Origin of the sequence: Mesobacillus maritimus (assembly GCF_019749255.1) — a bacterium.
Classification (GTDB): Bacteria; Bacillota; Bacilli; order Bacillales; family Cytobacillaceae; genus Mesobacillus_B; species Mesobacillus_B maritimus_A.
Map to the genome: position 1 here is coordinate 44,160 of NZ_JACWFH010000025.1, position 21,869 is coordinate 66,028.

The 21,869-nt window shown below is 39.1% G+C and carries 25 protein-coding genes; 16 read left to right on the forward strand and 9 right to left on the reverse strand.

The genetic code is table 11. The features are described 5' to 3' along the window. The coding region (locus tag H0185_RS17635; RefSeq protein ID WP_221874804.1) for a hypothetical protein at positions 1-265 on the forward strand (265 nt) is incomplete at its 5' end. 118 nt (positions 266-383) lie between these two features. Here H0185_RS17635 and H0185_RS17640 read toward each other — a convergent pair. Next, positions 384-1,433, reverse strand: a complete 1,050-nt coding sequence (locus H0185_RS17640) for a M42 family metallopeptidase (protein WP_221874805.1) — start codon at positions 1,431-1,433, stop codon at positions 384-386. A gap of 439 nt (positions 1,434-1,872) precedes the next feature. On the opposite strand from H0185_RS17640, the gene H0185_RS17645 reads away from it, so the two are divergent. The 5 genes from H0185_RS17645 to H0185_RS17665 all read left to right on the forward strand — a co-directional run bounded on the left by H0185_RS17645 (position 1,873) and on the right by H0185_RS17665 (position 6,826). Further along, positions 1,873-2,919, forward strand: coding sequence for a M14 family zinc carboxypeptidase (locus H0185_RS17645; RefSeq protein WP_221874866.1), 1,047 nt, complete (start codon positions 1,873-1,875; stop codon positions 2,917-2,919). A 470-nt stretch (positions 2,920-3,389) separates the two neighbouring features. After that, on the forward strand, positions 3,390-4,217 hold the full coding sequence (locus tag H0185_RS17650; RefSeq protein WP_221874806.1) for an electron transfer flavoprotein subunit beta/FixA family protein: 828 nt from the start codon (positions 3,390-3,392) through the stop codon (positions 4,215-4,217). Further along, positions 4,217-5,251, forward strand: a complete 1,035-nt coding sequence (locus tag H0185_RS17655; RefSeq protein WP_221874807.1) for an electron transfer flavoprotein subunit alpha/FixB family protein — start codon at positions 4,217-4,219, stop codon at positions 5,249-5,251. Before H0185_RS17650 ends, H0185_RS17655 begins: the two co-directional genes overlap by 1 nt. Further along, positions 5,235-6,530, forward strand: a complete 1,296-nt coding sequence (locus H0185_RS17660) for an FAD-dependent oxidoreductase (RefSeq protein WP_221874808.1) — start codon at positions 5,235-5,237, stop codon at positions 6,528-6,530. The genes H0185_RS17655 and H0185_RS17660 overlap by 17 nt, the downstream gene beginning before the upstream one ends. After that, entirely contained in the window at positions 6,530-6,826 is a 297-nt protein-coding gene (locus H0185_RS17665) for a ferredoxin family protein (protein ID WP_221874809.1), read from the forward strand. The genes H0185_RS17660 and H0185_RS17665 overlap by 1 nt, the downstream gene beginning before the upstream one ends. Before the next feature lie 136 nt (positions 6,827-6,962). Here the strand turns inward: H0185_RS17665 and H0185_RS17670 are convergent, their stop codons facing one another. Next, complete coding sequence (locus H0185_RS17670) at positions 6,963-7,298, reverse strand: hypothetical protein (RefSeq protein WP_221874810.1); 336 nt, start codon at positions 7,296-7,298, stop codon at positions 6,963-6,965. A gap of 299 nt (positions 7,299-7,597) precedes the next feature. Here H0185_RS17670 and H0185_RS17675 point away from each other — a divergent pair, with 299 nt between their 5' ends. Both H0185_RS17675 and H0185_RS17680 read left to right on the forward strand, forming a co-directional pair. Continuing rightward, complete coding sequence (locus tag H0185_RS17675; RefSeq protein WP_221874811.1) at positions 7,598-8,164, forward strand: class I SAM-dependent methyltransferase; 567 nt, start codon at positions 7,598-7,600, stop codon at positions 8,162-8,164. Positions 8,165-8,202: 38 nt separating this feature from the next. Beyond that, positions 8,203-8,862 (forward strand): hypothetical protein, encoded by a 660-nt coding sequence (locus H0185_RS17680; protein ID WP_221874812.1) that lies wholly within the window; start codon positions 8,203-8,205, stop codon positions 8,860-8,862. Between the two features lie 94 nt (positions 8,863-8,956). Here the strand turns inward: H0185_RS17680 and H0185_RS17685 are convergent, their stop codons facing one another. Continuing rightward, positions 8,957-9,361, reverse strand: a complete 405-nt coding sequence (locus H0185_RS17685) for an SET domain-containing protein (RefSeq protein WP_221874813.1) — start codon at positions 9,359-9,361, stop codon at positions 8,957-8,959. Positions 9,362-9,568: 207 nt separating this feature from the next. Between H0185_RS17685 and H0185_RS17690 the strand changes: the two genes are divergently transcribed. Both H0185_RS17690 and H0185_RS17695 read left to right on the forward strand, forming a co-directional pair. Beyond that, positions 9,569-10,516 (forward strand): hypothetical protein, encoded by a 948-nt coding sequence (locus H0185_RS17690; protein WP_221874814.1) that lies wholly within the window; start codon positions 9,569-9,571, stop codon positions 10,514-10,516. Next, a complete protein-coding gene (locus H0185_RS17695) occupies positions 10,516-11,112 on the forward strand; it encodes a hypothetical protein (protein ID WP_221874815.1) in 597 nt (198 codons plus the stop codon). The genes H0185_RS17690 and H0185_RS17695 overlap by 1 nt, the downstream gene beginning before the upstream one ends. Positions 11,113-11,184: 72 nt before the next feature. Here the strand turns inward: H0185_RS17695 and H0185_RS17700 are convergent, their stop codons facing one another. From H0185_RS17700 to H0185_RS17710, 3 genes are all read right to left on the reverse strand, one after another. Continuing rightward, positions 11,185-11,382, reverse strand: a complete 198-nt coding sequence (locus tag H0185_RS17700; RefSeq protein WP_221874816.1) for a YwbE family protein — start codon at positions 11,380-11,382, stop codon at positions 11,185-11,187. Between the two features lie 2 nt (positions 11,383-11,384). Further along, entirely contained in the window at positions 11,385-11,588 is a 204-nt protein-coding gene (locus H0185_RS17705; protein ID WP_221874817.1) for a hypothetical protein, read from the reverse strand. A 109-nt stretch (positions 11,589-11,697) separates the two neighbouring features. Beyond that, on the reverse strand, positions 11,698-11,934 hold the full coding sequence (locus H0185_RS17710; protein WP_221874818.1) for a hypothetical protein: 237 nt from the start codon (positions 11,932-11,934) through the stop codon (positions 11,698-11,700). A 280-nt stretch (positions 11,935-12,214) separates the two neighbouring features. Here H0185_RS17710 and H0185_RS17715 point away from each other — a divergent pair, with 280 nt between their 5' ends. The 3 genes from H0185_RS17715 (at position 12,215) to H0185_RS17725 (ending at position 14,476) form a co-directional block, all read left to right on the forward strand. Further along, positions 12,215-12,598 (forward strand): hypothetical protein, encoded by a 384-nt coding sequence (locus H0185_RS17715; RefSeq protein WP_221874819.1) that lies wholly within the window; start codon positions 12,215-12,217, stop codon positions 12,596-12,598. Further along, positions 12,588-13,100: an endolytic transglycosylase MltG gene (locus H0185_RS17720; RefSeq protein WP_221874820.1), complete on the forward strand. Its 513-nt coding sequence runs from the start codon at positions 12,588-12,590 to the stop codon at positions 13,098-13,100. The genes H0185_RS17715 and H0185_RS17720 overlap by 11 nt, the downstream gene beginning before the upstream one ends. 179 nt (positions 13,101-13,279) lie before the next feature. Further along, positions 13,280-14,476 (forward strand): MFS transporter, encoded by a 1,197-nt coding sequence (locus H0185_RS17725; RefSeq protein WP_221874821.1) that lies wholly within the window; start codon positions 13,280-13,282, stop codon positions 14,474-14,476. Between the two features lie 49 nt (positions 14,477-14,525). On the opposite strand, the gene H0185_RS17730 is transcribed toward H0185_RS17725, so the two are convergent. Further along, a complete protein-coding gene (locus tag H0185_RS17730) occupies positions 14,526-14,663 on the reverse strand; it encodes an FbpB family small basic protein (RefSeq protein WP_221874822.1) in 138 nt (45 codons plus the stop codon). 417 nt (positions 14,664-15,080) lie between these two features. On the opposite strand from H0185_RS17730, the gene H0185_RS17735 reads away from it, so the two are divergent. The 3 genes from H0185_RS17735 to H0185_RS17745 all read left to right on the forward strand — a co-directional run bounded on the left by H0185_RS17735 (position 15,081) and on the right by H0185_RS17745 (position 19,838). Beyond that, positions 15,081-16,865 (forward strand): bifunctional metallophosphatase/5'-nucleotidase, encoded by a 1,785-nt coding sequence (locus H0185_RS17735; protein ID WP_221874823.1) that lies wholly within the window; start codon positions 15,081-15,083, stop codon positions 16,863-16,865. A 435-nt stretch (positions 16,866-17,300) separates the two neighbouring features. Further along, positions 17,301-18,569, forward strand: a complete 1,269-nt coding sequence (gene codB / locus H0185_RS17740; protein WP_221874824.1) for a cytosine permease — start codon at positions 17,301-17,303, stop codon at positions 18,567-18,569. Next, on the forward strand, positions 18,570-19,838 hold the full coding sequence (locus tag H0185_RS17745; RefSeq protein WP_221874825.1) for a cytosine deaminase: 1,269 nt from the start codon (positions 18,570-18,572) through the stop codon (positions 19,836-19,838). 136 nt (positions 19,839-19,974) lie between these two features. Here the strand turns inward: H0185_RS17745 and H0185_RS17750 are convergent, their stop codons facing one another. After that, positions 19,975-20,565, reverse strand: a complete 591-nt coding sequence (locus H0185_RS17750) for a guanylate kinase (protein ID WP_221874826.1) — start codon at positions 20,563-20,565, stop codon at positions 19,975-19,977. Positions 20,566-21,040: 475 nt separating this feature from the next. Then, positions 21,041-21,844, reverse strand: coding sequence for an alpha/beta fold hydrolase (locus H0185_RS17755; RefSeq protein ID WP_221874827.1), 804 nt, complete (start codon positions 21,842-21,844; stop codon positions 21,041-21,043). Positions 21,845-21,869: the final 25 nt, after the last annotated feature.

Genomic DNA, 21,869 nt, shown 5'->3' on the forward strand with positions numbered 1-21,869 from the left:
TTATGAGAAACAACAAGGAGATTTTGTCTATGTCTATGACAAGCCCTCTCAAAGACATTATGAGAACCAGCAAGAAGATTTTGTCTATGACAAGCGCTCTCAAAGACATTATGAGAACCAGCAAGAAGATTTTGTCTATGACAAGCGCTCTCAAGGACATTATGAGAACCAGCAAGAAGATTTTGTCCATGACAAACTCTCTCGGATACGTTTAAAGGTATTCAAGGGTTTTATGTTTGTTTCCCCCCTAAGCACCTACACCTGATAGACTTACACCGGATAGACTAGAAGGACTCTAAAATGCAAAATAAAAAAACTTAGTCCAAAAAACTCGAACTAAGTCTTTCTATTTATAATTTCAAATTAAGTAAAGATTCCTCCACTTACAAGAGCATTTCTGATTGCACGTAATGGTACAACAGCTTTGCTGTGTTTTCGATTGAATCTTGATGAGTTCTTTCAAAGGCGTGAGAAGAATCGATTCCTGGACCGACTAGGCCGTGAACGATATCATGCCCAGCTCGTATCGCTGCAGAAGCATCTGATCCGTAGAAAGGGTAAACATCTAGTTTGTATCCAATGTCATTTTCCTTTGCAAGCTGAACAAGTCTTTTTCTTAGTTCATAATGGTAAGGGCCACTCGCATCTTTTACACAAATGGAAACCGTGTATTCATCTGTCGATTGACCATCACCCATTGCTCCCATATCCACAGCTAAATATTCAACCGTTTCAGGAGGGATATTTGAATTTCCACCATAACCAATTTCTTCATTATTCGAAATCAAAAAGTGAGTGGTATACGGTAACTCAATATTCTCTGTTTTAACTTGCTTAATGAGTTGAAGTAAAATTGCGACACTTGCTTTATCATCTAAATGACGGGATTTAATAAAGCCAGACGGTGTGAGTTGAACTCGTGGATCAAAGGAGATAAAATCGCCAACCTCAATCCCTAGTGCCCTTACATCTTCAGCATTATGTACTTTTTCATCTAAGCGAATTTCCATATTATCTTGATTGCGTTCAGCTTTCCCGGCATCCTTATAAACATGGACAGAGGTTTGGTGCATTAATATCGTCCCGGTAAATTTCTTCCCTGCAGAAGTCTCGATTTCGCAATATTCGCCTTCAATGGAGTTATATTTAAAGCCACCGATTAAATCTAACTTCAAGCGACCACTAGATTTAATCTCTTTTACAATTGCCCCAAGAGTATCAACATGCGCTGTCAGCATTCGATGGTTCTTTTCATCCTTCCCCGGTAAGGTTGCAATTAACGCCCCTTTGCGGTTCCTACGGGTACCAACATTAAGTTCCTTAAAGAAGTTTTCAACAAATGTAATGACTTCATTGGTGTTCCCAGAAGGACTCGGGATGCTGACCAATTCCTTTAATAACTGAAGTGTCTCTTTTGTATCTGGATAAGTCAAAGCAAAGCTCCTTTCTATGTAAAAAACAAATTCCTTATTATTATAATGCTTTCCTGGCACAGAAGATAATCAAAACGACTTCATTTTAGAAGTGAAAATTAAAGCAGAGCTCGGGATGATGTTCATCATATTATAAGTATTAAGTGTATTTCCCCATATTTCTACAATTGGGTGGTTGCGTATGCACCTTTTTCCCTACCTTATGATTATATAGAAAGGGTGATTTTCAATGGTTTAAAAGCGAAATAGCTATATAAGACTTATTTTCCTTTGAAATCGAACCGCGAATAGTTATTTTTTACCTGTTTCGTAAATCGAAATTTGTCTAAAGGATGGGTAGTTTCCTCTATTTATATTATCCGAATATTCTCTATAGAATAATAGATAAGAGATTTCTTTTACTAGAAATCAATATAAGCTGGAGGTTATGTGGATGAGTATGAAAAAGAAGGTTCTATCAATTTCTTTATCTGGTTTAATGGCGTTTGGGGCAGTGACAGCGGTGGGGCTTCCTGTTGGTGCGGTTGGAAATGGCCCGAATGTTGGAGGATCTATCCAGACATCAATCTTACATACATATGAGAGCATGGTAGATTACCTTAAAGTTCAAGAGGCGAAGCAGAAGGCGTTGGAGTTAGAAGTCATCGGTCAAACGGTGAAGGGCCGCGATATTTATATGGCGAAATACATCTCCAACCCTGAAAACCCAACGATTTTATTTTTAACCCAACAACATGGCAACGAGCAGTTAACCACTGAAGGGGCGCTTGAATTTATTAAACACCTTGGTACCGGTAAAACAAAAGGGGTTCTAGATAATGTAAACATACTCGTGATTCCTATGTTAAACGCCGATGGTGCGATGGGGGATGTGAACTTCTCACTTGACGACTATCTTGCAGACGGAGACCGCCATCTAACACGTTATAATGCAGATGGTGTTGATATTAACCGTGAGCATGATAAAGCAACCGAAAATATGGTACCTGAAGCAAGAGTGTTACATGAAAATGTGTTCCAAAAATATGATATCGATTACATGATCGACCTGCATCACCAAGGAACGCGAAGTGCAACAGATGGGGAGCTAGTATCCGGCTCGATTCTTTATCCAACAAATTCAAATGTTGACCCAGACGTTCTAGAAGGTTCAAAAAAGTTAGGATCCATCGTCTATAATACCCTTGAACCAACTGGATGGGGACATATTGGAAAATATGTTGGAGGAACTGGCGCCAATATCGGCCGTAACGGTGCAGCTCTCCGCTATGACATTTCTACGCTTCTATTTGAAATGCGCGGGATGTCTGATCACTCTTATGAGTCCTATGCTCTTGGACAAAAGAGCAATGGCTATTTGATTAAACAAACCATCAAAACATTAGATTCAACAGTAAGGGCCATTGCAGATGGGTCAATTGAAACAGCAGATACAAGCTTCTGGGATACCCTACCAGAGCAAAGGAACTTACCAGCAGAAGAATAAAATAAGAAACAAAGAGAAAATCCCGTTTTGACCTATGGTTAAAACGGGATATTTTTTATATTCTAGTAATCTTGCATGTTTGTTTCTTATGTGAAGGATATACGTAAAATTATTTTGAAATTGTTTGTCAGAAAATTCACATTTTTATAAGGGCCCACTAATATATATCTAAAGTAAACAAGCATAAAGGGACATTTACTAGGAAGAACGATAATTGCTGTAGTTTGTACCAACATCATAATCCACCAAGGAATTCAATCATATAGCTTTAGAGGGAGGTTGTTTTCATAACATTTGTTTTAAAAATCCAAATGCCGAGTTTAATGGAAACAAGCAAGTTAGTAGGTCCTAAATAGGTTTGCTAGCTCTTTTTCAGGATTTTTAGGTTTTTATAAGGAGTGGTTTATTCAATTCCTTTGCAGTGATAAATACCGAATGCCGGGAGAAGAGCCTAATAAGGAGGGAATCACATGCTGCATATTGTTGCCTGTATCAAACAGGTACCAGACACGAAAATCATTAAAATGAACCCAAAAACCAACACAATGGATCGCAGAACAGCACCAGCCATCTTGAATCCTTATGATGCTCATGCTGTTGAAGAAGCTGTCAGGTTAAGAGATAAATACGGGGGTACCGTTTCCGTTGTCACAATGGGGCCACCCCCAGCTGTTAAAGCCATTAAGAAATGTATTGAAATCGGAGCCGACGAGGGCTATCTAATCACGGACCGTCGTTTTGCCGGAGCTGACACATTAGCCACTAGTTACGCAGTTACCAAAGCCATCGAAAAAATTTCTAAAATTAAACCGGTCGACCTGATTATCTGCGGGAAAATGACGATTGATGGAGATACCGGACAGGTAGGACCAGGAATTGCAAGAAGACTGGATATCCCACCGCTTACATCCGTAAACAAAGTCGTCGAGGTGAATCGAGAAGAAGGCAAGGCGATCGTTCATCGTAAGCTTGAAGACGGCTATGAAGTCGTCCAATCTAGTTTACCTTGTTTGCTTTCGGTTGAAAAAACCATTAATGAAGTGCCATATTCACCATTTCCAAACATGTTAAAAGCAGCCCGATATCAGCCTCATATTTGGTCTGTCGATGATTTGGAGGATGTTGATATTAAGCAGCTAGGATTAAAGGGATCTCCAACGATTGTTTCGAAGGTATGGGCTCCGCCAAAACCAGAAGGAGGGGAGATTCTAGAAGGTAGTTCACAAGACCAGGTAGAAAAATTACTAGCTGTTCTTCTCGAAAAGAAAGAATTGTTTCAAGCAAAGGAGGGTGTGTAATGGATTTTAAAGATTATCAGGGAGTTTGGGTCTTTATTGAAGAAAAGGATGGTGAAATTCCCTCCGTTTCATTGGAGCTACTAGGTGCTGGGAGGAAACTTGCGGACAAACGTGGAGTCGAATTGGCTGGGATTTTGATTGGGGAGAACATTAAGCCATTAGCACAAACGGTGTTCGAGTATGGCGCAGATACGGTCTACATCTATGATCAGCCTATTTTTAAGCATTACCGCACTGAATCGTTTATGAAAGCATTACTTGATTGTTCAAATAAACATAAGCCTGAAATTATCTTGTTCGGAGCGACTTCAACAGGAAAGGACTTGGCAAGTGCGGTTGCGACCGATTTACCAACAGGGTTAACTGCTGATACGACAGAGTTAGATGTTGAAGAAGAAACCGGATTGTTATTGGCCAGTCGTCCTGCATTTGGGGGCAATATCATGGCCACGATCTTATGTAAAAAATACCGACCACAAATGGCTACCGTCCGTGCGAAAGTTATGAAAGCGTTGCCTCCACAACTTGGTCGAAGTGGAAAAATCATTGAGGAAAGCATTTCGTTACAAGAAGAAGACATTCGAACAAAAGTACTTGAAATTGTGAAGGAAACGACAAAGAAGGTAAGAATCGATGAGGCAGATATTATTGTTGCTGGTGGAAAAGGATTGGGAAGTCCTGAAGGCTTTCAGCTTGTTCACGAATTAGCCAATACGCTTGGTGGCGCTGTTGGTGCCAGCCGTGATGTCGTTGAAGCAGGTTGGATTGAACATCCTCATCAGGTTGGTCAAACGGGGGTTACGGTTACCCCGAAAATTTATATTGCGATTGGCATTTCTGGTGCCATTCAACATATTGTCGGCATGAAGAATTCCGGTTTAATTATTGCAATTAATAAAGACAGCGAAGCACCTATTTTTGATGCCTGTCACTATGGCATTGTTGGCGATGCATTTGAAATTGTCCCAATTTTAATAGAACAATTTAAAAAGGCTTTAACCAGAGAGGAGGTTAGTCATGTCAGAGAAGTTTGATTGTATTGTCGTCGGGGCAGGACCTGCGGGGATTTCTTGTGCGCATGAATTAGCAAAAGGCGGAGCGAAAGTGTTACTTCTTGAAAGGGGGGAGTATCCAGGGTCAAAAAATGTCATGGGGGGTGTCCTTTATCGAAAAATGATGGAAGATATCGTTCCGGAATTTTATAAAGAAGCTCCACTAGAGCGTCCCGTTGTCGAGCAGCGGTTCATGATGATGGATAAAGAATCAGCGGTAACCTTTGGGTATAAAGGGATGGAGTGGGCGAAGGAGCCTTACAATAATTTTACGGTGTTGCGTGCAAAATTTGACCAGTGGTTTGCCAGTAAAGCCGTGGAACAAGGGGCCGTGCTAGTCAATGAAACGGTTGTTCTAGAATGTATCGTGGAAGATGGCAAGGTTGTTGGGGTTAAAACAGATCGACCGAATGGGGAGGTTTATGCAGATGTCGTCGTGTTAGCGGATGGTGTCAACTCACTATTGGCCCAATCGCTTGGCTTCCATAAAGAATACCAGCCAGATGAAGTGGCCTTAGCGACCATGGAAGTGTTAAAGCTTGATAAAAAAATCATTGAAGACCGTTTTAATCTTGAAGAAAACCAAGGATGTACAATTGAATTATTTGGCGATGCCACCAAAGGAATCTTAGGGACAGGATTCCTCTATACAAACAAAGACTCGCTGAGCATCGGTGTCGGAACCCTTCTCTCTGGGTTAATTAAGCATAAAATTAAGCCATATGAACTCCTAGAATACGTTAAAAACCACCCGATGATTCGGCCTTATATCCAGGGAAGTGAATCCCAAGAATATTTGGCACATTTAATTCCTGAGGGCGGATTCAAGTCGATGGGAAAGATTGTCGGCAACGGAGTTATTGTCATCGGAGATGCCTCACAATTGGTCAATGCCATCCATCGTGAAGGCTCCAATCTGGCGATGACATCGGGTCGGTACGCAGCAGAAACAATCCTGTTAGCAAAGCAAGCAGGTGATTTCTCTGAAAACATGTTGGATACGTATCGGATGAGATTGATGTCTGGGTTTGTTGGTCAGGATATGCAGAAATACAAGGATTCTACACATCACTTTAATAAATTCCCACAATACTTTGACGAGTATATTCCGATGTTGAACAAAGCGGCTAGTCAAATGTTTACCGTTGACGGGATGTCAAAATGGGAGAAACAAAAAAAAATATGGAGTGATTTAGGTACTGGGAAAGAAAAAATGAAACTCGCTCGAGATATGTATCGAGCCTGGAAGGTGATTAAATAATGAGTGAACAGAAAAAAGGTCAGTCTATCGAAGAAAAGCAATACCTTGTTCGCTTTAACGCTGATACGAAATCTCATCTTCATGTAAAAGATCCTGATATTTGTATGACAAGTTGTCCAGATAAAATTTGTACCATCTTTTGTCCAGCAGAAATTTATAAATGGGAAGACATCAGAATGCATGTTGGCTATGAAGGGTGTCATGAGTGTGGAAGCTGTCGGATTGGTTGTCCACACCAAAATATTAAATGGGAGTATCCAAAGGGCGGTCACGGTATTGTTTTTAGATTAGGATAATGATAGGAGAGAGGGAGGGCTAGCTGATATAGCGGTCCTTCTTTTATATTCAAACGGAGCAGGATGATGGAATGGATTATGTACATTTTTCACATATGAGGCTAAAAAGGAAGGAAAGGTCTTATATTCCTTTTTTTTATTTGTGTTCAAAAATGGTAAATAGCTGGTCTTGCCTTGCTAACGCTTCTACATTCCGCAGTAGATCGCAGGCTTCATTAAAGGTTCGAACAAAGGGGGATTTAAAGAATGCTAGCTTGCAATTAAAATGACCATTTTCATTGGACGGGAAAACAACGACTCTCCAGTGAAAGGTTTCTACGTTCTTTTCGCAGCCTTCTAAGCCAATTAACCAATGGGTGCAATCACGCACATTCGCATATTTAGCTTCTTTTTGCATGGAAACGCGATCATTTTTGCAAATGTGAAACGGTAGTTTTTGATAAAACTCTCGGTAGTTTAAAGTTTCTGTCATACACATCGCTCCTTATGTTTTATTTGAATCGGCAAGCGGCGGGGAGACTGTGCAGGGGTAATTTTTTTGAATGTAAGTATAGAGTTGCTTCTTTTATTATATGCAGAAGGAGAAGAAAAGAGTTTTAGTTTTTTGAAAATTTAGATAAATAGGTGCGATATTTCGGTCTATAATGAAGTGGGAACAATCCAAACCCTTTTCTCGTTGAGATAGAGTCACGATATAATCTGGATTATAATGATAATAACAACCGTAAAGTGTATTTATGGAAAAAAGTATACATAGACAAGGAGTACCCCATGAATTCGAAAACTAAGTGGAATAGGAAATATCTGGAGCGTATAACTATTAAAGAAGAGGAGCCAAAGGCGAATGCTCGATTAAAGAGTCTGTCTGCTTCACTAAAAGGAGGGAACGCCCTCGATCTTGCTTGTGGGCTAGGTGGGAATAGTTTTTTGTTGGCAGATCTAGGTTATGAGGTGCAAGCGTTAGATGTGTCCGATGTGGCAGTTGATTTTATTCGTGAAAGAGCGATTCATCAACAACTTCCAATTAAGCCGGTTGTTTGTGACCTTACTGACTTGACCAACATTCCTATGGACAGGAGCTCTTTTGATTTCGTTGTTATCACTTATTATTTGGACCGATTCATTTTCCCGTTTGTAAAAAGTATTGTGAACGATGATGGATATTTCTTTATGGAAACCTTTTATCGGTCTTCAAAGTGGGAGAACGAAGGAGTGTCGAATCAATACAAATTAGCGTCTCAGGAATTGTTAAATGAGTTTCGGGAGTGGAAGGTACTTTTTTATGAGGAAAATGAAGAAGAAGGTAGACAAACAATCTTTTGTCAAAAAAACAGCTAAATCATCAGTAAGAGAGAAGATGATTAGGGAGAGTGATTATGAAGAAACTTGGTGGTTTTCTCATCGTCATGTTGCTTATATTGCTAACAGCCTGTTCCTCTACTGAGCAAACACAAACAACTCAAAATGAAAATGGACCTGTTAAGAAGGAAGAGAACCAAGATAAAGAAGGGCAAGGCCAAGAAGAAGAGAAACCTATTGAAGTGGATAAAGGTCTAATGAATGTAGAAGTCACCTTGCCGGCTTCCTTGTTTCAGGGAGAGGAATTAGACAGAGTCATCGCTGAGGCGAAGGCAGCTGGTATAGGGGAAGTAAGCGAAAACAGTGATGGTTCCATCACATATAAAATGTCTAAAGCAAAGCATGAAGAAATGATGATGCAGATGGAAAAGGACCTGATCCGTTCAATAGAGGAAATGAAAGACAATGCCAATCTATTTTCTGTGCAGGATATTACCCATAATCAGTCCTTTTCAGAGTTTACCTTGATTGTAAACAAAGAAGCTTATAATAATGGTTTTGATGGATTTGCGGCCCTTGGGTTAGGAATATCAGGGATGTTTTATGGAATTCTTAATGGAGTTGACCCTGATGAAAATAAAATAACCATTTTTGTTGTAGATGAGGCCACCCAAGAAGTTTTTGAAGAAATGGTTTACCCAGATGACTTAGAGGATTTAACGAACTTGAGCGATTAAATGGAATAAGTGGAAAGCACCCATGAAAGAGATCATGGGTGCTTTTTGTCTGATGAACATGAGTTCAAAAATGAATCTACTTTAGCTAGTTAGATTAGTCTACTGTGTTTTCGTCTTTATTATCTTCTTTGTTAAACCAAAGTGGTTCATTATCATCGACATCGCCATTGTAATTGATCAGAATCTCTTCGCCAGCCTTTATATCTCTGTAGGCAAAAAAGTCAAAGGTATGGGCCCCAAAATTAATGTCGTAAGTCGCGTTCGGCTCGTATGAATGATTAAATAACATGCCATACCCTAAAAGAATTGCGGTATGGTTGATGCCATATTCAAAGGCGTAATCAGCTAGTAGCGTTTTTTCTATGTGAACATGTTCGTCATTGGGGTATGCAATGACGGGAGCTGCGTGAATCAGTTCTCCTTTTTTGATATCACGTGTTGCGAACACGCCTCTATTGAATTCTCCATCGCTAAGTTTTGAAGATTTTACTTCAATCATGTGCGTCACCTACTCAATCTATAAATGAAATCTATCCTTCGTACAGTTTGACAGGAGTTTTCCACGAAAGCAACTCTTATTTTGAATATCATCAGACCTTGTTCAAACACAGGATTGTTTTTGGAGTTGTAAAGATAAATCTAAATAGTAAGATAGTTCTTTGTTATTCTATGATAAAATCAAAAAGTAAATGAAGGAGGGGAAAGAGTGAAGGAACGTTTTTTATGGGCTGGGATTCTGATGATTGTTCTTAGTTGGCTTGGTAACTATGCTTATTTTCAATCAAAACAATTGGATCAACCTATCTTTTTAGATCATTTTTATGAAGATATACTTTGGGAGGGGAAATCCTTTACTTTTTATTATTTGACCAACAAACGAGAACCTGCTGAGGTCACCCATGTTCAGATTGATGGGGTTGAAATCGTGAATGTTTTAAATGACGGTCATGGATTTGGGGAATGGCAAAATTCTTCGGAAGATAGTTTTGTTCAGGAATACCGTCATCATTATTTAAAGTCTGTGACCCTAGAGTTTAACAAAGAATACATACAGCTTAATCAGACAGAACCTATTCTATCCTTTGAGACGATGGAAGTGTTTTTTAACAATCAATCTTCCATCATCGCCGATGTGGGAATTGTGAATTTATACCGCGAAGATATGCAACTTCATGTATTGGATTCTCAAGTGTCTTCAAGCAACAATCAACATCGGAGTGAAGAAGCGCTGGTGACGAGAGAGGCTATTTCAATTGATGAGATTTCGATTCCTTTTCCAGAAAAGTTAGCAGGCGAGGTTGCGGTCAAAGTAGATTTTGAGCAGGATAGGCTAAAGGAACTCGAATCGGTTAGATATGGTGGAGAAATCCCTGCATGGTTCGACGAAAACCTCGAGTGGGAGTGGGAAGCAGTCCCTGGTGTACCAATTGAGGAAAATGAGCTCTTTCCAGTAAACCTTAATGAGAATGAATGGATGCATTTATCTATGTATTATAATCCTGATCGTACAAGTTACTTTGAGTTTGGTATACATATAAAAGGAAAAAGTGCATCTGGTCATACCTTTGAACAAATTGCACCCATTATTGATCACCCTTACTTAGGACAGCAGGATATTGATGATATCATTGCTGAGAAAGAAGGTGGACAGTAATGTTGTATGAAGGGTTCCGTAAAATCTTCTGGGGATTTATCCTTGTTTTTGTCGAGATTCATTTGATGGTCATCGATATCCTTCCTGATCCGATTGGCTATTATCTTATCTTTTCAGGAGTTCATCTAGTTAACAATTATTTTGGGTTTAACAATAAAGGGAAACATGTTGCCCTCGGCCTTGTATTTCTCTCGCTCCCTACTCTTTTTATCCAAAACCAATCTGTCATTCAAATGTCTGCATCTAGCATTTATCTAAGTCTAATCGGTATTTTAAATCTTGTTTTGGCATTTTACCTGTTTCAACTTATGGTTTCTATTTCAAAGCAAAGAGAAGATAATCCTTTGCATCAGCGCACGACAACTACGTTTATAATCTATATGGTTACGATGTTTTTCTTAACGTTTCTTGAGGCTTTTTCCATTAATATGACAGAAGGTACGATGATGTGGTTTATTGTTTTTTCAGCCATTTTCGGTTTAGTCATAAATATTTTCTTCCTTGCGTTGCTGTTGAAGTATAGTAAACTTTCTGATGGTCCATCTGGTAGGGGTGACTCTGCGGAAAGCGAACCACCAATTAGGTCAAACAATTAATGTTGTGGTGTAGTGAGAAGATAAGTTTATATAGAAAAACCCCCTCTTTTGTAAATGAAAGGGGGTCTTTGCTTATTTAGATTTAATCACTTTTACTCTGCCAACTTGTCCATCGGTGAGCCTTACTTTGATTCCATGTGGATGGGTGCTTGAGTTTGTTAAAATGTCTTTGACGACACCGCTTGTTAGCTTCCCGGATCTTTGATCGGCCTTTAAAACGATCTCGACTTCAATACCAGGGGTAATATCTTTTCTATTCTGACCATTCATGATTAGACACCCATTTTTCTGCGGGAATTACTCACTTTTTTTGTTTGCTGACTTTTCATTTTCTTCGTGGTTTGGGATTGGTTTAGGTTCGCATTCCCTGAAGTGTTTTTGTTCTTTTTATTGGCTAATTGCTTTTGAATCGCTTCTTGTAGAGTCATTTTCTTTCCTTGTTGTTCAGATGCTTGTGCATCATGTTTGTTTTCCATGGATTTTGTCCTCCTTACCCCTAATGGGTAAATTAAGTATACTGATTCTTTACGGGATATTCAATTTATTAATTAGAGTTTCAAAATCCTCTTGTTTTTACTAGGTTAGTTAAAGCACCAATACGTACTGGATCATATTCTCTGATAGCGGGGTTATCGCCTGAATCTGATAGCCGATGCTTAGAAATTGAGATAATGTCTCAGCACAGGTAGGTTGGGGAGGTTCTATCGGTGCATGCTTACTTGTATAGAAGGCAACTAGTTGATTTTGAAAGGTGCACTGAAGTAAGACCACATGTTTCCCTGTCCAAGCCTGCCCAATTATAGGTTGAATTTCTCTTACCATCGATAACACCTACATTCGTTTATGATATACATATGCAGGCATAGGGGGATAGGTTATTGTATTTGCCCTCTAAAGTAAGTCGAGGCGTGATTAGTAAAACAATGGGGAGACCGATGCCAAAACATTTTTTTCTATTTTGGTCTAATTCTTCCTAATTTTTATTAAGAAAATACGACTTTTGGAGTATTTTATCGAAATGAATCGAAAAAGCTCTCTTTTGGATGTATAATAGGGTAGGATTTTGCAAGAAGCTAGATTAATAAGGAGGATCTAAAAACGCATGGAATGGGCATTAGGAATTTTATTTGGAACAGCAGTCATTCTGCTGATTGTATCATTTATAAAAACGGGACAAGCAAAAAAGGTCGAGCAGCGTGAAATTGATGCAGTTTATGTTTCGCTAATGGAGGAAATGAATAAGCTCCAAGAACAACTAAGGGTTGTTGAGCTTGATGCAGAAATTACAGCTCAAGAAGCTAGAATCCTAGGAATAAATTCAAAAGAAAGAATTCTCCTTCGCGAGCTACTAGACTTATATAAGCGAGGCTATACACTAGAAGGAATGGCTGCACAAACACAATTAAATGAGAAAGAAATTGAATACTTGCTAGCTCCTTACAAGGCTTCAAAGATAGAAAGGAGAAAAGTGGCAAATGAAAGCTAAGATTATCCGTAGCTTTGCAGCAGGAATCATGCTTGCCTCAGCTGTTTCCGGTGCCGTGTATTTCTTTGGTCCAAGTAAAGGTGAAGATTCTCAGAAGACCAAGATTGCCCAACCCACTGACGAAGAGATGAAAGAAAGACTTACATCTGATGGCTATATCGTTTTGACGGAAGATGAATGGGTGGCGGAATTAGCTGCGGTTGAAGCGGCTAAGCAAGAGGAAGCAAAGCAAGCAGAGCAAGAAACAGATAAAAAGGAAGAACAGAAGGAACAGTCGGAAGAAGTTAAAGAAGTGGTTGTTTACCGCACTGTTCTAAACGTTGCCTCAGGAATGACCAGCATCGATGTTGGAAATGCCCTTGTAAAAGGAAAAATCATTGATAATGCCAAAGCATTTTTTGATGAAGTAGAAAAAAGAGGCTTAGCAAACGAACTACGTCCAGGTACCTTCGAATTAGACAGTAAAATGAGCATGGATCAGGTTATCAATACAATTTTCTAAGTTCAAGTTCACTAGGTGACCTCACTAGGGTGACAGGCACCATCCAGTTTCTGGATGGTGCCTGTCACCCTTTTTTTTTATATTGACGTACTTCCTCCCTGGTGGTATGATTATTTCTTTTTACAAGAAATTCAACTTGAAGGTTTTATGAGAGAAATGGGAGAAGGGGTGCTGTCTGTATGTCAACTGAGCAGAGAAAAAAACTTGGCATTTTGATGGTGAATATGTTTATTGCGATAGGTAGTTTTGGAATCATTATTCCGATTTTGCCTGCATACTTAGAATCAATTGGGGAAGGCGGAACAGCAGCAGGGCTGATGATTGCCATTTTTGCGGGAGCGCAGCTGATTATGTCTCCGATTGCTGGAAAGTGGACAGATCAATATGGCCGTAGAAAGATGATTATCATAGGATTAAGCGGGCTAACATTGTCGATGTTTATTTTCTATGGTTCCAATTCTATCTGGTGGTTATATGCTTCACGGGTCATCGGAGGTGTAGGAGCAGCGTTATTAATTCCTGCTATTTTTGCTTATGTCGCCGATATTACAACAATGGCGCAACGTGCACGTGGAAATAGTTTAGTCTCTGCAGCGATGTCATTGGGGATTGTGATTGGACCAGGAATTGGTGGGTTTTTAGCTGACTATGGCTTGAAAATGCCCTTTTTAATATCAGCAATTGTTTCACTTGTTGCCGTGATTTTTTCGGTCATTGTGTTAAAAGAAAGCAGAATCGAGCAACCATCTGCCTCGATGAATAATCAAGATGAATCTATGGCAAAGAAGATGGTACGTTCAGTGAAAATGCCATATTTCATCCCTCTTATCATTACACTTGTGATGAGTTTTGGACTCATGGCGTATGAATCAGTTCTTGGTCTCTTTGTAGATAATCAGTTTGAGGCAACACCTAAAGAAATTGCGATAATGATAACCTCTACAGGGATTGTCAGTGTCATAGTTCAACTTTTTATGGTTGATCGCCTAGTACATCGTTATGGGGAAAGAATGGTGTTAAATATCTTTTTGGCAGTCGCCGCTTTAGGATTTTTGCTGTCATTATTGTCTCCAAGTTACCTGTTCTTTTTCGGAACAACACTATTAATCTTCCTTGCAACGTCCATCTTACGCCCTGTTCTTAATACCCTTATTTCAAAATTAGCTGGAGATGAACAAGGCTTTGCAATGGGGATGAATAATGCCTATATGAGTATCGGAAATGTACTTGGACCAACGCTCGCAGGAATGCTATATGATGTAAACATTATTTATCCGTTTATCTTAGGGTTAATTTTGTTAGTTGTAACACTATTTACAACGGTTATGTGGCAGAAACAATCTTTAAATAAAAAACTCAAAGTAAAAGTAGAATAGAATAATTGAAAAGCATCGGTCACATGGACCGATGCTTTTCTCATTTAGATTAAATACTCTTTTCTAATTCCTTCATATGCTTTTCGTCAATCTGCTTTTCAATTCTTTCTAGCTCTTTTTCGTCTAATAAAATTTCCTTTTTATTGTTGTTGATGAGTGCTTGCATACTTAATGTTTGTTTTCTCATTTTGATTTTCCTTTTCTATAATAGTTTTATGTGAATATTTTAATATACATAAATATAACAAATTTTCAGATAATAATCAAGAGAAAGACTTTAAATTAAATTTTATCTTCATTCATATGCTCTATCATAAAAAATTAGCGTTCATTTATGCTGTTTTATCTTTAATCGTGAGCAATGAGGTCATGGAAAAGCGGATTTTTGATAGTTAAGCAAAAAATGAGACGAAACATGATAATTCGAGGATAAACCAAACTTATAAGAATGAATAGGAATCAATTATAGTAAGATAATGTAGGTTCTTTGCCACTTTATAGTAGTAGACTCCAATTCTGTCTCCAGCCTCAATAAATTTATGTATACTTCAGTGTTCTTAGCAAAACATATCGTTATCGTTATTTTTAGCTAAGGAGGAATGGAATGAAGGGGTTGTATCGTATCCTTCTTACCCTTGCTATCATCATTCTTCTTGGATTTGCGGGGGCCCAAACTGAAACGAAACCAGACAGTCAGAGGCTTGAGAAGTTAGTAACAGATTCAAATGGAATCGACCAACGCTACATCAATGAAAAAACTCAAAGTCTAGACGGTAATATTAGTCTCCTGAAACAGGACGCAGTAGGAATTGAAGGGTCATCTGAGGAATACCACGGTCATATTTCTAGACGACCAGAAGTGAAGGAAACCAATAAAAAGACACAGGCATCTAATCCAGCGTACAAACAGATTCAGCTATTAACTATCCATGATTTACATGGCCAACTGAATGTGACACGCAGGGTAGACGGAAGACCGGTGGGCCGAGTCGACTATTTAGCAGCTTACCTGAAACAACGGAAAGAAAATGAGAAACATACCCTTTTGCTCCATACAGGAGATATGGTAGGGGCTAGTCCTCCGGTTTCAGCATTACTACAGGATGAGCCAACAATAGAAATCCTAAATCAATTGAAGTTTGATATTGGAACGGTTGGGAATCACGAATTTGATGAAGGGATAAATGAATTACAGCGCATAATTAAAGGTGGGGCTCATAAGCAGACTGGGGATTTCCGAGGAGCAAATTTCCCTTGGGTGGCAGCAAATGTTGTAGACAAAAGTGGAAAACCGGTTCTTGCTCCCTATGAAATCGTAACGATAAATGAAATGCCGATTGCTTTTATTGGCGTGGTCTATTCTGAAACCCCTAATATTGTTGAACCGAATGGGGTAGAAGGGCTAAGATTTATCGATGAAGTCGAGGCAATCAATCAGTATATTCCTGAGATAAAAAAACAGGGTGTGCGTTCCATTATTGTCCTAGCTCACAATCCGGGCTCCTCAGGAGTTGGAGGGGAGAATGCGACAGGAGAAGTAGTGGACATAGCAAATGGTGTGGATGATGAAGTTGATATCATTTTTGGAGCCCATAACCATTCCTATATGAACGCTATTGTTGATAATAAGCTATTGGTTCAATCGTACTCATATGGAACCGCATTTTCTGATGTTGACATAGAGATTGATCCTAAAACAAAAGATATCGTTACGAAAAGGGCGGAGATTATTACTACTTTTCAAGATGAGATAGACCCAGACCCAGAAATTTCGCAAATGCTCAAGAACTATGAAGCAGTAGTCGAACCTATTGTCACCGAGGTGATAGGGTCAACCTCGATGAATTTAACCTCTTTAAGAAACGATAGTGGTGAATCGGTAATGGGAAATATCGTTGCGGATGCACAAAGACAAGCGATGGGAACAGACTTTGCCTTCATGAATCCAGGGGGAATTCGAGCGGACATTGATAAGGGGAAAATTACTTGGGAGCAAGTCTATATCGTACAACCGTTCAATAATGACCTTGTGAAAATGAAGATGACAGGGCAACAAATTCGGGAAGTACTCAATCAGCAATGGGAATCAAATTCAACAATGCTACAGATTTCAGGTTTTTCCTATACTTGGGATGGGAGGAAGCCAGATAATCGAAAAGTGATTAGTATTCTGCTTCCAAATGGTACAGAGATCGATGATAAAAAAACGTATACGGTAACCGCAAACTCTTTCCTTGCAGGTGGAGGAGATGGTTTTACAACTTTTACAAAAGCACAGGATAAAGAAGTAGGTTCTGTTGATTTGGATGCCCTCGTTGATTATATCAAGGACCAACCTCAACCTATCTCTTTTAGTTTAGATGGCCGCATCAAAAAAGTTGAATATTAAATGACGGATTCCTACTTTTTGACCAAAGATCGTTATTTTTAAAAATGAACAATGGATAAGTTATTTGTAAGCTTTCTTCTCTTTATTAATGGGCTTATTACAGTGAAACAAAAGCATAATCCATCCTTTGTTTTGTATCTAAAAGAAACAAAGTTTGAGTATGAGCTAATTATGTGTTGACAACTTGTAGCTATTTTGCAATAATTAGGTCAATTAAATACTGGTACCTTTAATTCAGTCCCGTGAGGCTGACAAGGACAGCGGAATGTATGATAATCATTGGGTGAGGTGTAACCTGCTCTTTGGCTTATTATGCGAAAAAGGCTTCTTGTCGGAAATCGGCAGGAAGCCTTTTTTCGTATCCGTATCGTCATAAACTCTCGAAGGATCCTTCGGTACCAGTTTCAAACACAACATGAAATTGGAGGAATTGGAATGAAAAAAGTAGATTTAGATTTTTCGTTAGAGGCGGTACCACAGAGTAACCGGAATGGGTTTTGGAAGATGCTCGTCGTTATGCTGGGACTTACTTTCTTTTCGGCGAGCATGATGTCTGGGGGAACATTGGGTTTAGGGTTAACTTTTACACAATTTATTTTGATCGTGTTAGCGGGGAATCTTATTCTTGGAGCTTACACAGGTGCACTTGCGTTTATTGCCGCGAAAACAGGCTTATCCACACATTTGCTTACTCGTTATGCCTTTGGTGAAAAAGGATCCTACTTATCTTCATTTCTATTAGGAGCTACACAAGTTGGGTGGTTTGGCGTAGGCGTAGCGATGTTTGCAGTACCAGTTCAGAAAGTAACAGGGCTAGATACGAATGTATTAATCATCGTATCAGGAATGTTAATGACCGTAACGGCATTCTTCGGGATGAAAGCACTCGCAATCTTAAGTTTTATCGCTGTCCCATTAATCACTGTTTTAGGAAGTTTTTCCGTTTTCAAAGCGACAGAAACAGTAGGAGGATTTGAGGGGTTAATGCAGTTCGAACCAACTACAACGCTTGGACTAGCCGCAGCGCTAACCATCTGTGTTGGTTCATTTATTAGCGCTGGGACACTCACTCCGGACTTTGCGCGCTTTTCAAAGACCAACCGTACAGCTGTTATAACAACGGTGATTGCTTTCTTCATCGGAAATTCCTTAATGTTTGTCTTTGGTGCAGTAGGAGCAATCGCCACAGGGCAATCTGATATTTCGGAAGTAATGTTCCTTCAAAAATTGATCCTACCAGCTATTCTTGTTCTTGGGTTAAATATTTGGACAACAAATGATAACGCGCTTTATGCTTCAGGCTTAGGTTTCTCAAGCATCACGAAGATCACAAAGGGCAAAGTCGTCATTTTCAACGGAATTGTCGGGACGCTCGCTGCCATGTGGTTATACAATAACTTTGTTGGCTGGTTAACCATTTTAGGAGCAACTTTGCCACCAATTGGTGCCATTATATTAGCGGACTATTTCATCGTGAATCGTGGGAAATATAGAGAGTTCGCCAATATGAAGTTTAAAGCAGTCAATTGGGTCGCGTTACTAGCCTGGGGTGCAGGGGTTGCCACTGCAAACCTTTTACCGGGTATTCCCCCAATCAATGCGCTATTAGGTTCGGCAATCACATTTGTATTGGTTTCAAAACTATCAGCACAACTTGAAGTGAAAAAGAGTGTTCTAACTAAATTAGAAAAGGTGAGTTCATAAATGATTATTCAAAATGCAAAGCTTAGAGGAAAAAATGAGCTATGGAATATCGTCATAGAAGATGGAAAAATAAAAAATATTACTCAAGGGAAAATCGAGGAGTTTGACCAACAGGTATTAGATGTAAATGGCTCGTTAGTGGCTCCACCTTTTATTGAACCTCATATCCATTTAGATACTACATTAACAGCAGGGGAGCCAGAGTGGAATCAAAGTGGCACATTATTTGAAGGAATTCAAAGGTGGTCGCAACGAAAAGAAAGCCTAACATTGGAAGATGTAAAAACAAGAGCAAAGAAGGCCTTGAAGTGGCAGATTGCGCAAGGAATTCAACATGTTCGGACGCATGTGGATGTGACAGATCCATCTTTAATTGCTTTAAAAGCTTTGCTTGAAGTAAAGGAAGAACTGTCTCCTTATGTGGACCTCCAGCTTGTCGCTTTCCCACAAGAAGGGATTCCTTCTTACCCAAATGGAGCAGAGCTTTTAGAAGAAGCACTGAAAATGGGGGCTGATGTTGTCGGAGCCATCCCTCATTTTGAGTTCACAAGAGAACATGGAGTTTCTTCATTGAAAACGGCTTTTGACCTCGCAGAGAAATATGACCGTCTTGTTGATATCCATTGTGATGAAATTGATGATGAACAATCTCGGTTTGTGGAGGTGGTCGCAACTGAAGCCTTCGAACGTGGGTTAGGAAGTAAGGTAACCGCTAGCCATACAACCGCAATGGGGTCTTATAATGATGCATACACGTACAAGCTGTTTAGAGTATTAAAATTATCGAATATAAACTTTGTTGCAAATCCACTTGTGAATATTCATCTTCAAGGAAGATTTGATACGTATCCGAAGCGGAGAGGAATGACGAGAGTAAAAGAATTGCTTGAGGCAGGATTAAATGTTTCCTTTGGGCATGATGATATTTTTGATCCATGGTATCCACTAGGTACTGGAAACATGCTTCAAGTTTTACATATGGGCATCCATGTGAGTCAATTGATGGGGTACGAACAAATCGTGAATTCGTTTGATCTAATTACAACCAATAGTGCGAAGACCCTGAACATCGAGGAAAACTACGGTATAGAAATAGGAAAACCAGCGAATCTTATTGTCCTGGATGCAGAAAACGAATACGAAGCCATTCGCAAACAGGCGACAGTTCGCTATTCTATTCGATATGGGAAGGTCATTGCTGAAACACAACCAAGAGAAACAAAGATTAGCTTAGGAGAAGCATCTGAACAGATCAATTTTAATAAATAATTAAGATAAATAGATTACACTTTCATTTCTACTAGAGTTGTTTGAAATCTATCACTAAACTGAAAAAGGGGCTTGTTCCCTACAAAAATTAACACTAAGAAGACCCATGTTTAATAAGGGTCTTCTCTTGTGTAGATTAGTAATCTGTTACAATCACGTCGCGGTCTAGGAACTTTTCAATAACTTCACTAATTTGGAATGATACTTGTGGCAAATCATAGTTCTCAAAGGAATGCTCACAGTAGTTTTTATATTGCATGATTTCATCATAGTGCTTCATATGACGCTCGATATCAGCTTCGTTATCTTCCCGCTCTTTCTGCCTGTTGATGACTGTTTCACGGTCAGCGTAAATAAAGAAACGCATGACACGATCTTCGTACATCTTTTTTAATTTCTCAGTTCCTTCAGGATTTAGCGTTAAATAGACAAGATTATGAGATTCGAACGCTTTCACAATATCCTGTTCACGAATTCCATAGTAGATTCCGTCGATTTCAACACTCTCTAGGAATTCTTCACGGTCTTGCATGTTTTTAAAAGTTTCTTCACTGACAAAGTGATAGTCCTCTCCATTTTGTTCATAATGTCGAGGGGCGCGAGTCGTGTACGAAAGAACAGTCTCCATATCAAACGCGGTCGCAACCATCTTGGCAACCGTTTTTCTTCCGGAACCATCTGGACCTGTGTAGATGAAGAGCTTTTCTTTTTCCTTAATTTTATACATGGAATAGCCTCCTTTATAAAATTGTAGTGATATATAAAAAAAGGAATAAACAAGAGTGTAATAGTCTCGGTGGGTACTCCTTTTAATCTTAAAATTTTCGGATAGTATTATTATAACAAATTTTAAAGAGTAAATGTTTGACTTTTCAGATTTTATTTTATTTATCATTCATCCATATCGAGATAAGAAGTCGTTTGCTACTGATTTTCCTATGAGCTTTGGGATTACGTGACAAAGGGAATAGGAAGACAGGTTTGGACACTAAGTTAGTAGGGCATTTCTGGTTAAATGATAACCTGAAAGAAAGAGTGTGATAGCAAATCACCTTCGGTTTGTAGGAGTCAAGCTGCTTATAAGGGAACTCTGAAAGGGTATGATTGCTAGCAGCGATAAAGCATAGAGAAGGGGAAGCTTTTCGATTAGATGGTCACATAGGAGCGCTATGTGACCTTTTCTTTAACTTGTCATCAATTGACTATATGGCTGTTCTTTTATTATTCTCTGTTCTATGTTGATGTTTTGCTAAGAAACTTCGGATAAGCTGGTTAAAACGATCCTTCGCTTCTAATTTCGCTACATGGCCAGTTTTCCTCATAATCACAAATTCCGAATGAGGCATAAGTTTATGCATCCAAACCTGCATCCAAACAGGGATAACAGAATCATATTGGCCACCAATCACGAGTGTTGGGACGTTTATTCTACGAAGGAGATTAATATTATTTACTTTTAAACAAGACTGAAGGGAATCAAAAAAGGCTTTTTGGTTAGGGGCAAAATGGTTGTCAAACTCCTCAAGGTACTCCTCTTCCCATGAATAAAGGGCTAGTGCTGCAGCAGGTTTCTTTTTTCGACCAGTAGTTAAATGAACAAACCTCTTCTTTCGATAATTAATGAAAAGTGGCGCAAGTTTTTTGGGGAAGAAATGGAATGTGCTAGCTAAAATTAAGGACCGGCACATTTCAGGTGCCTGACGGTAAATCTCTTGTGCTACAGCGCCACCCATTGACAAGCCTAGAATGTTAGCGCTTTCAATATTGCACTCTTTTAATAAATCAATAATGTCACTTGCAAAATTTTGAATCGATATTGCTTCCGTCCTTTCATTTTCCCCATGACCTCGCAAGTCAGGAATAATGAGTTCAAATTCATCCTGGAGCTCAAATTGATTAATCCAACCTTCTTTTACTTCACCGAGACCATGTATCAACACCAGTGGTTCACCATAACCAAAATGCAAAAAAGGAATGCCTGCTTTGCTTAATTTTGATGTTGTCATAAATACCACCTTATTGATTATTTTA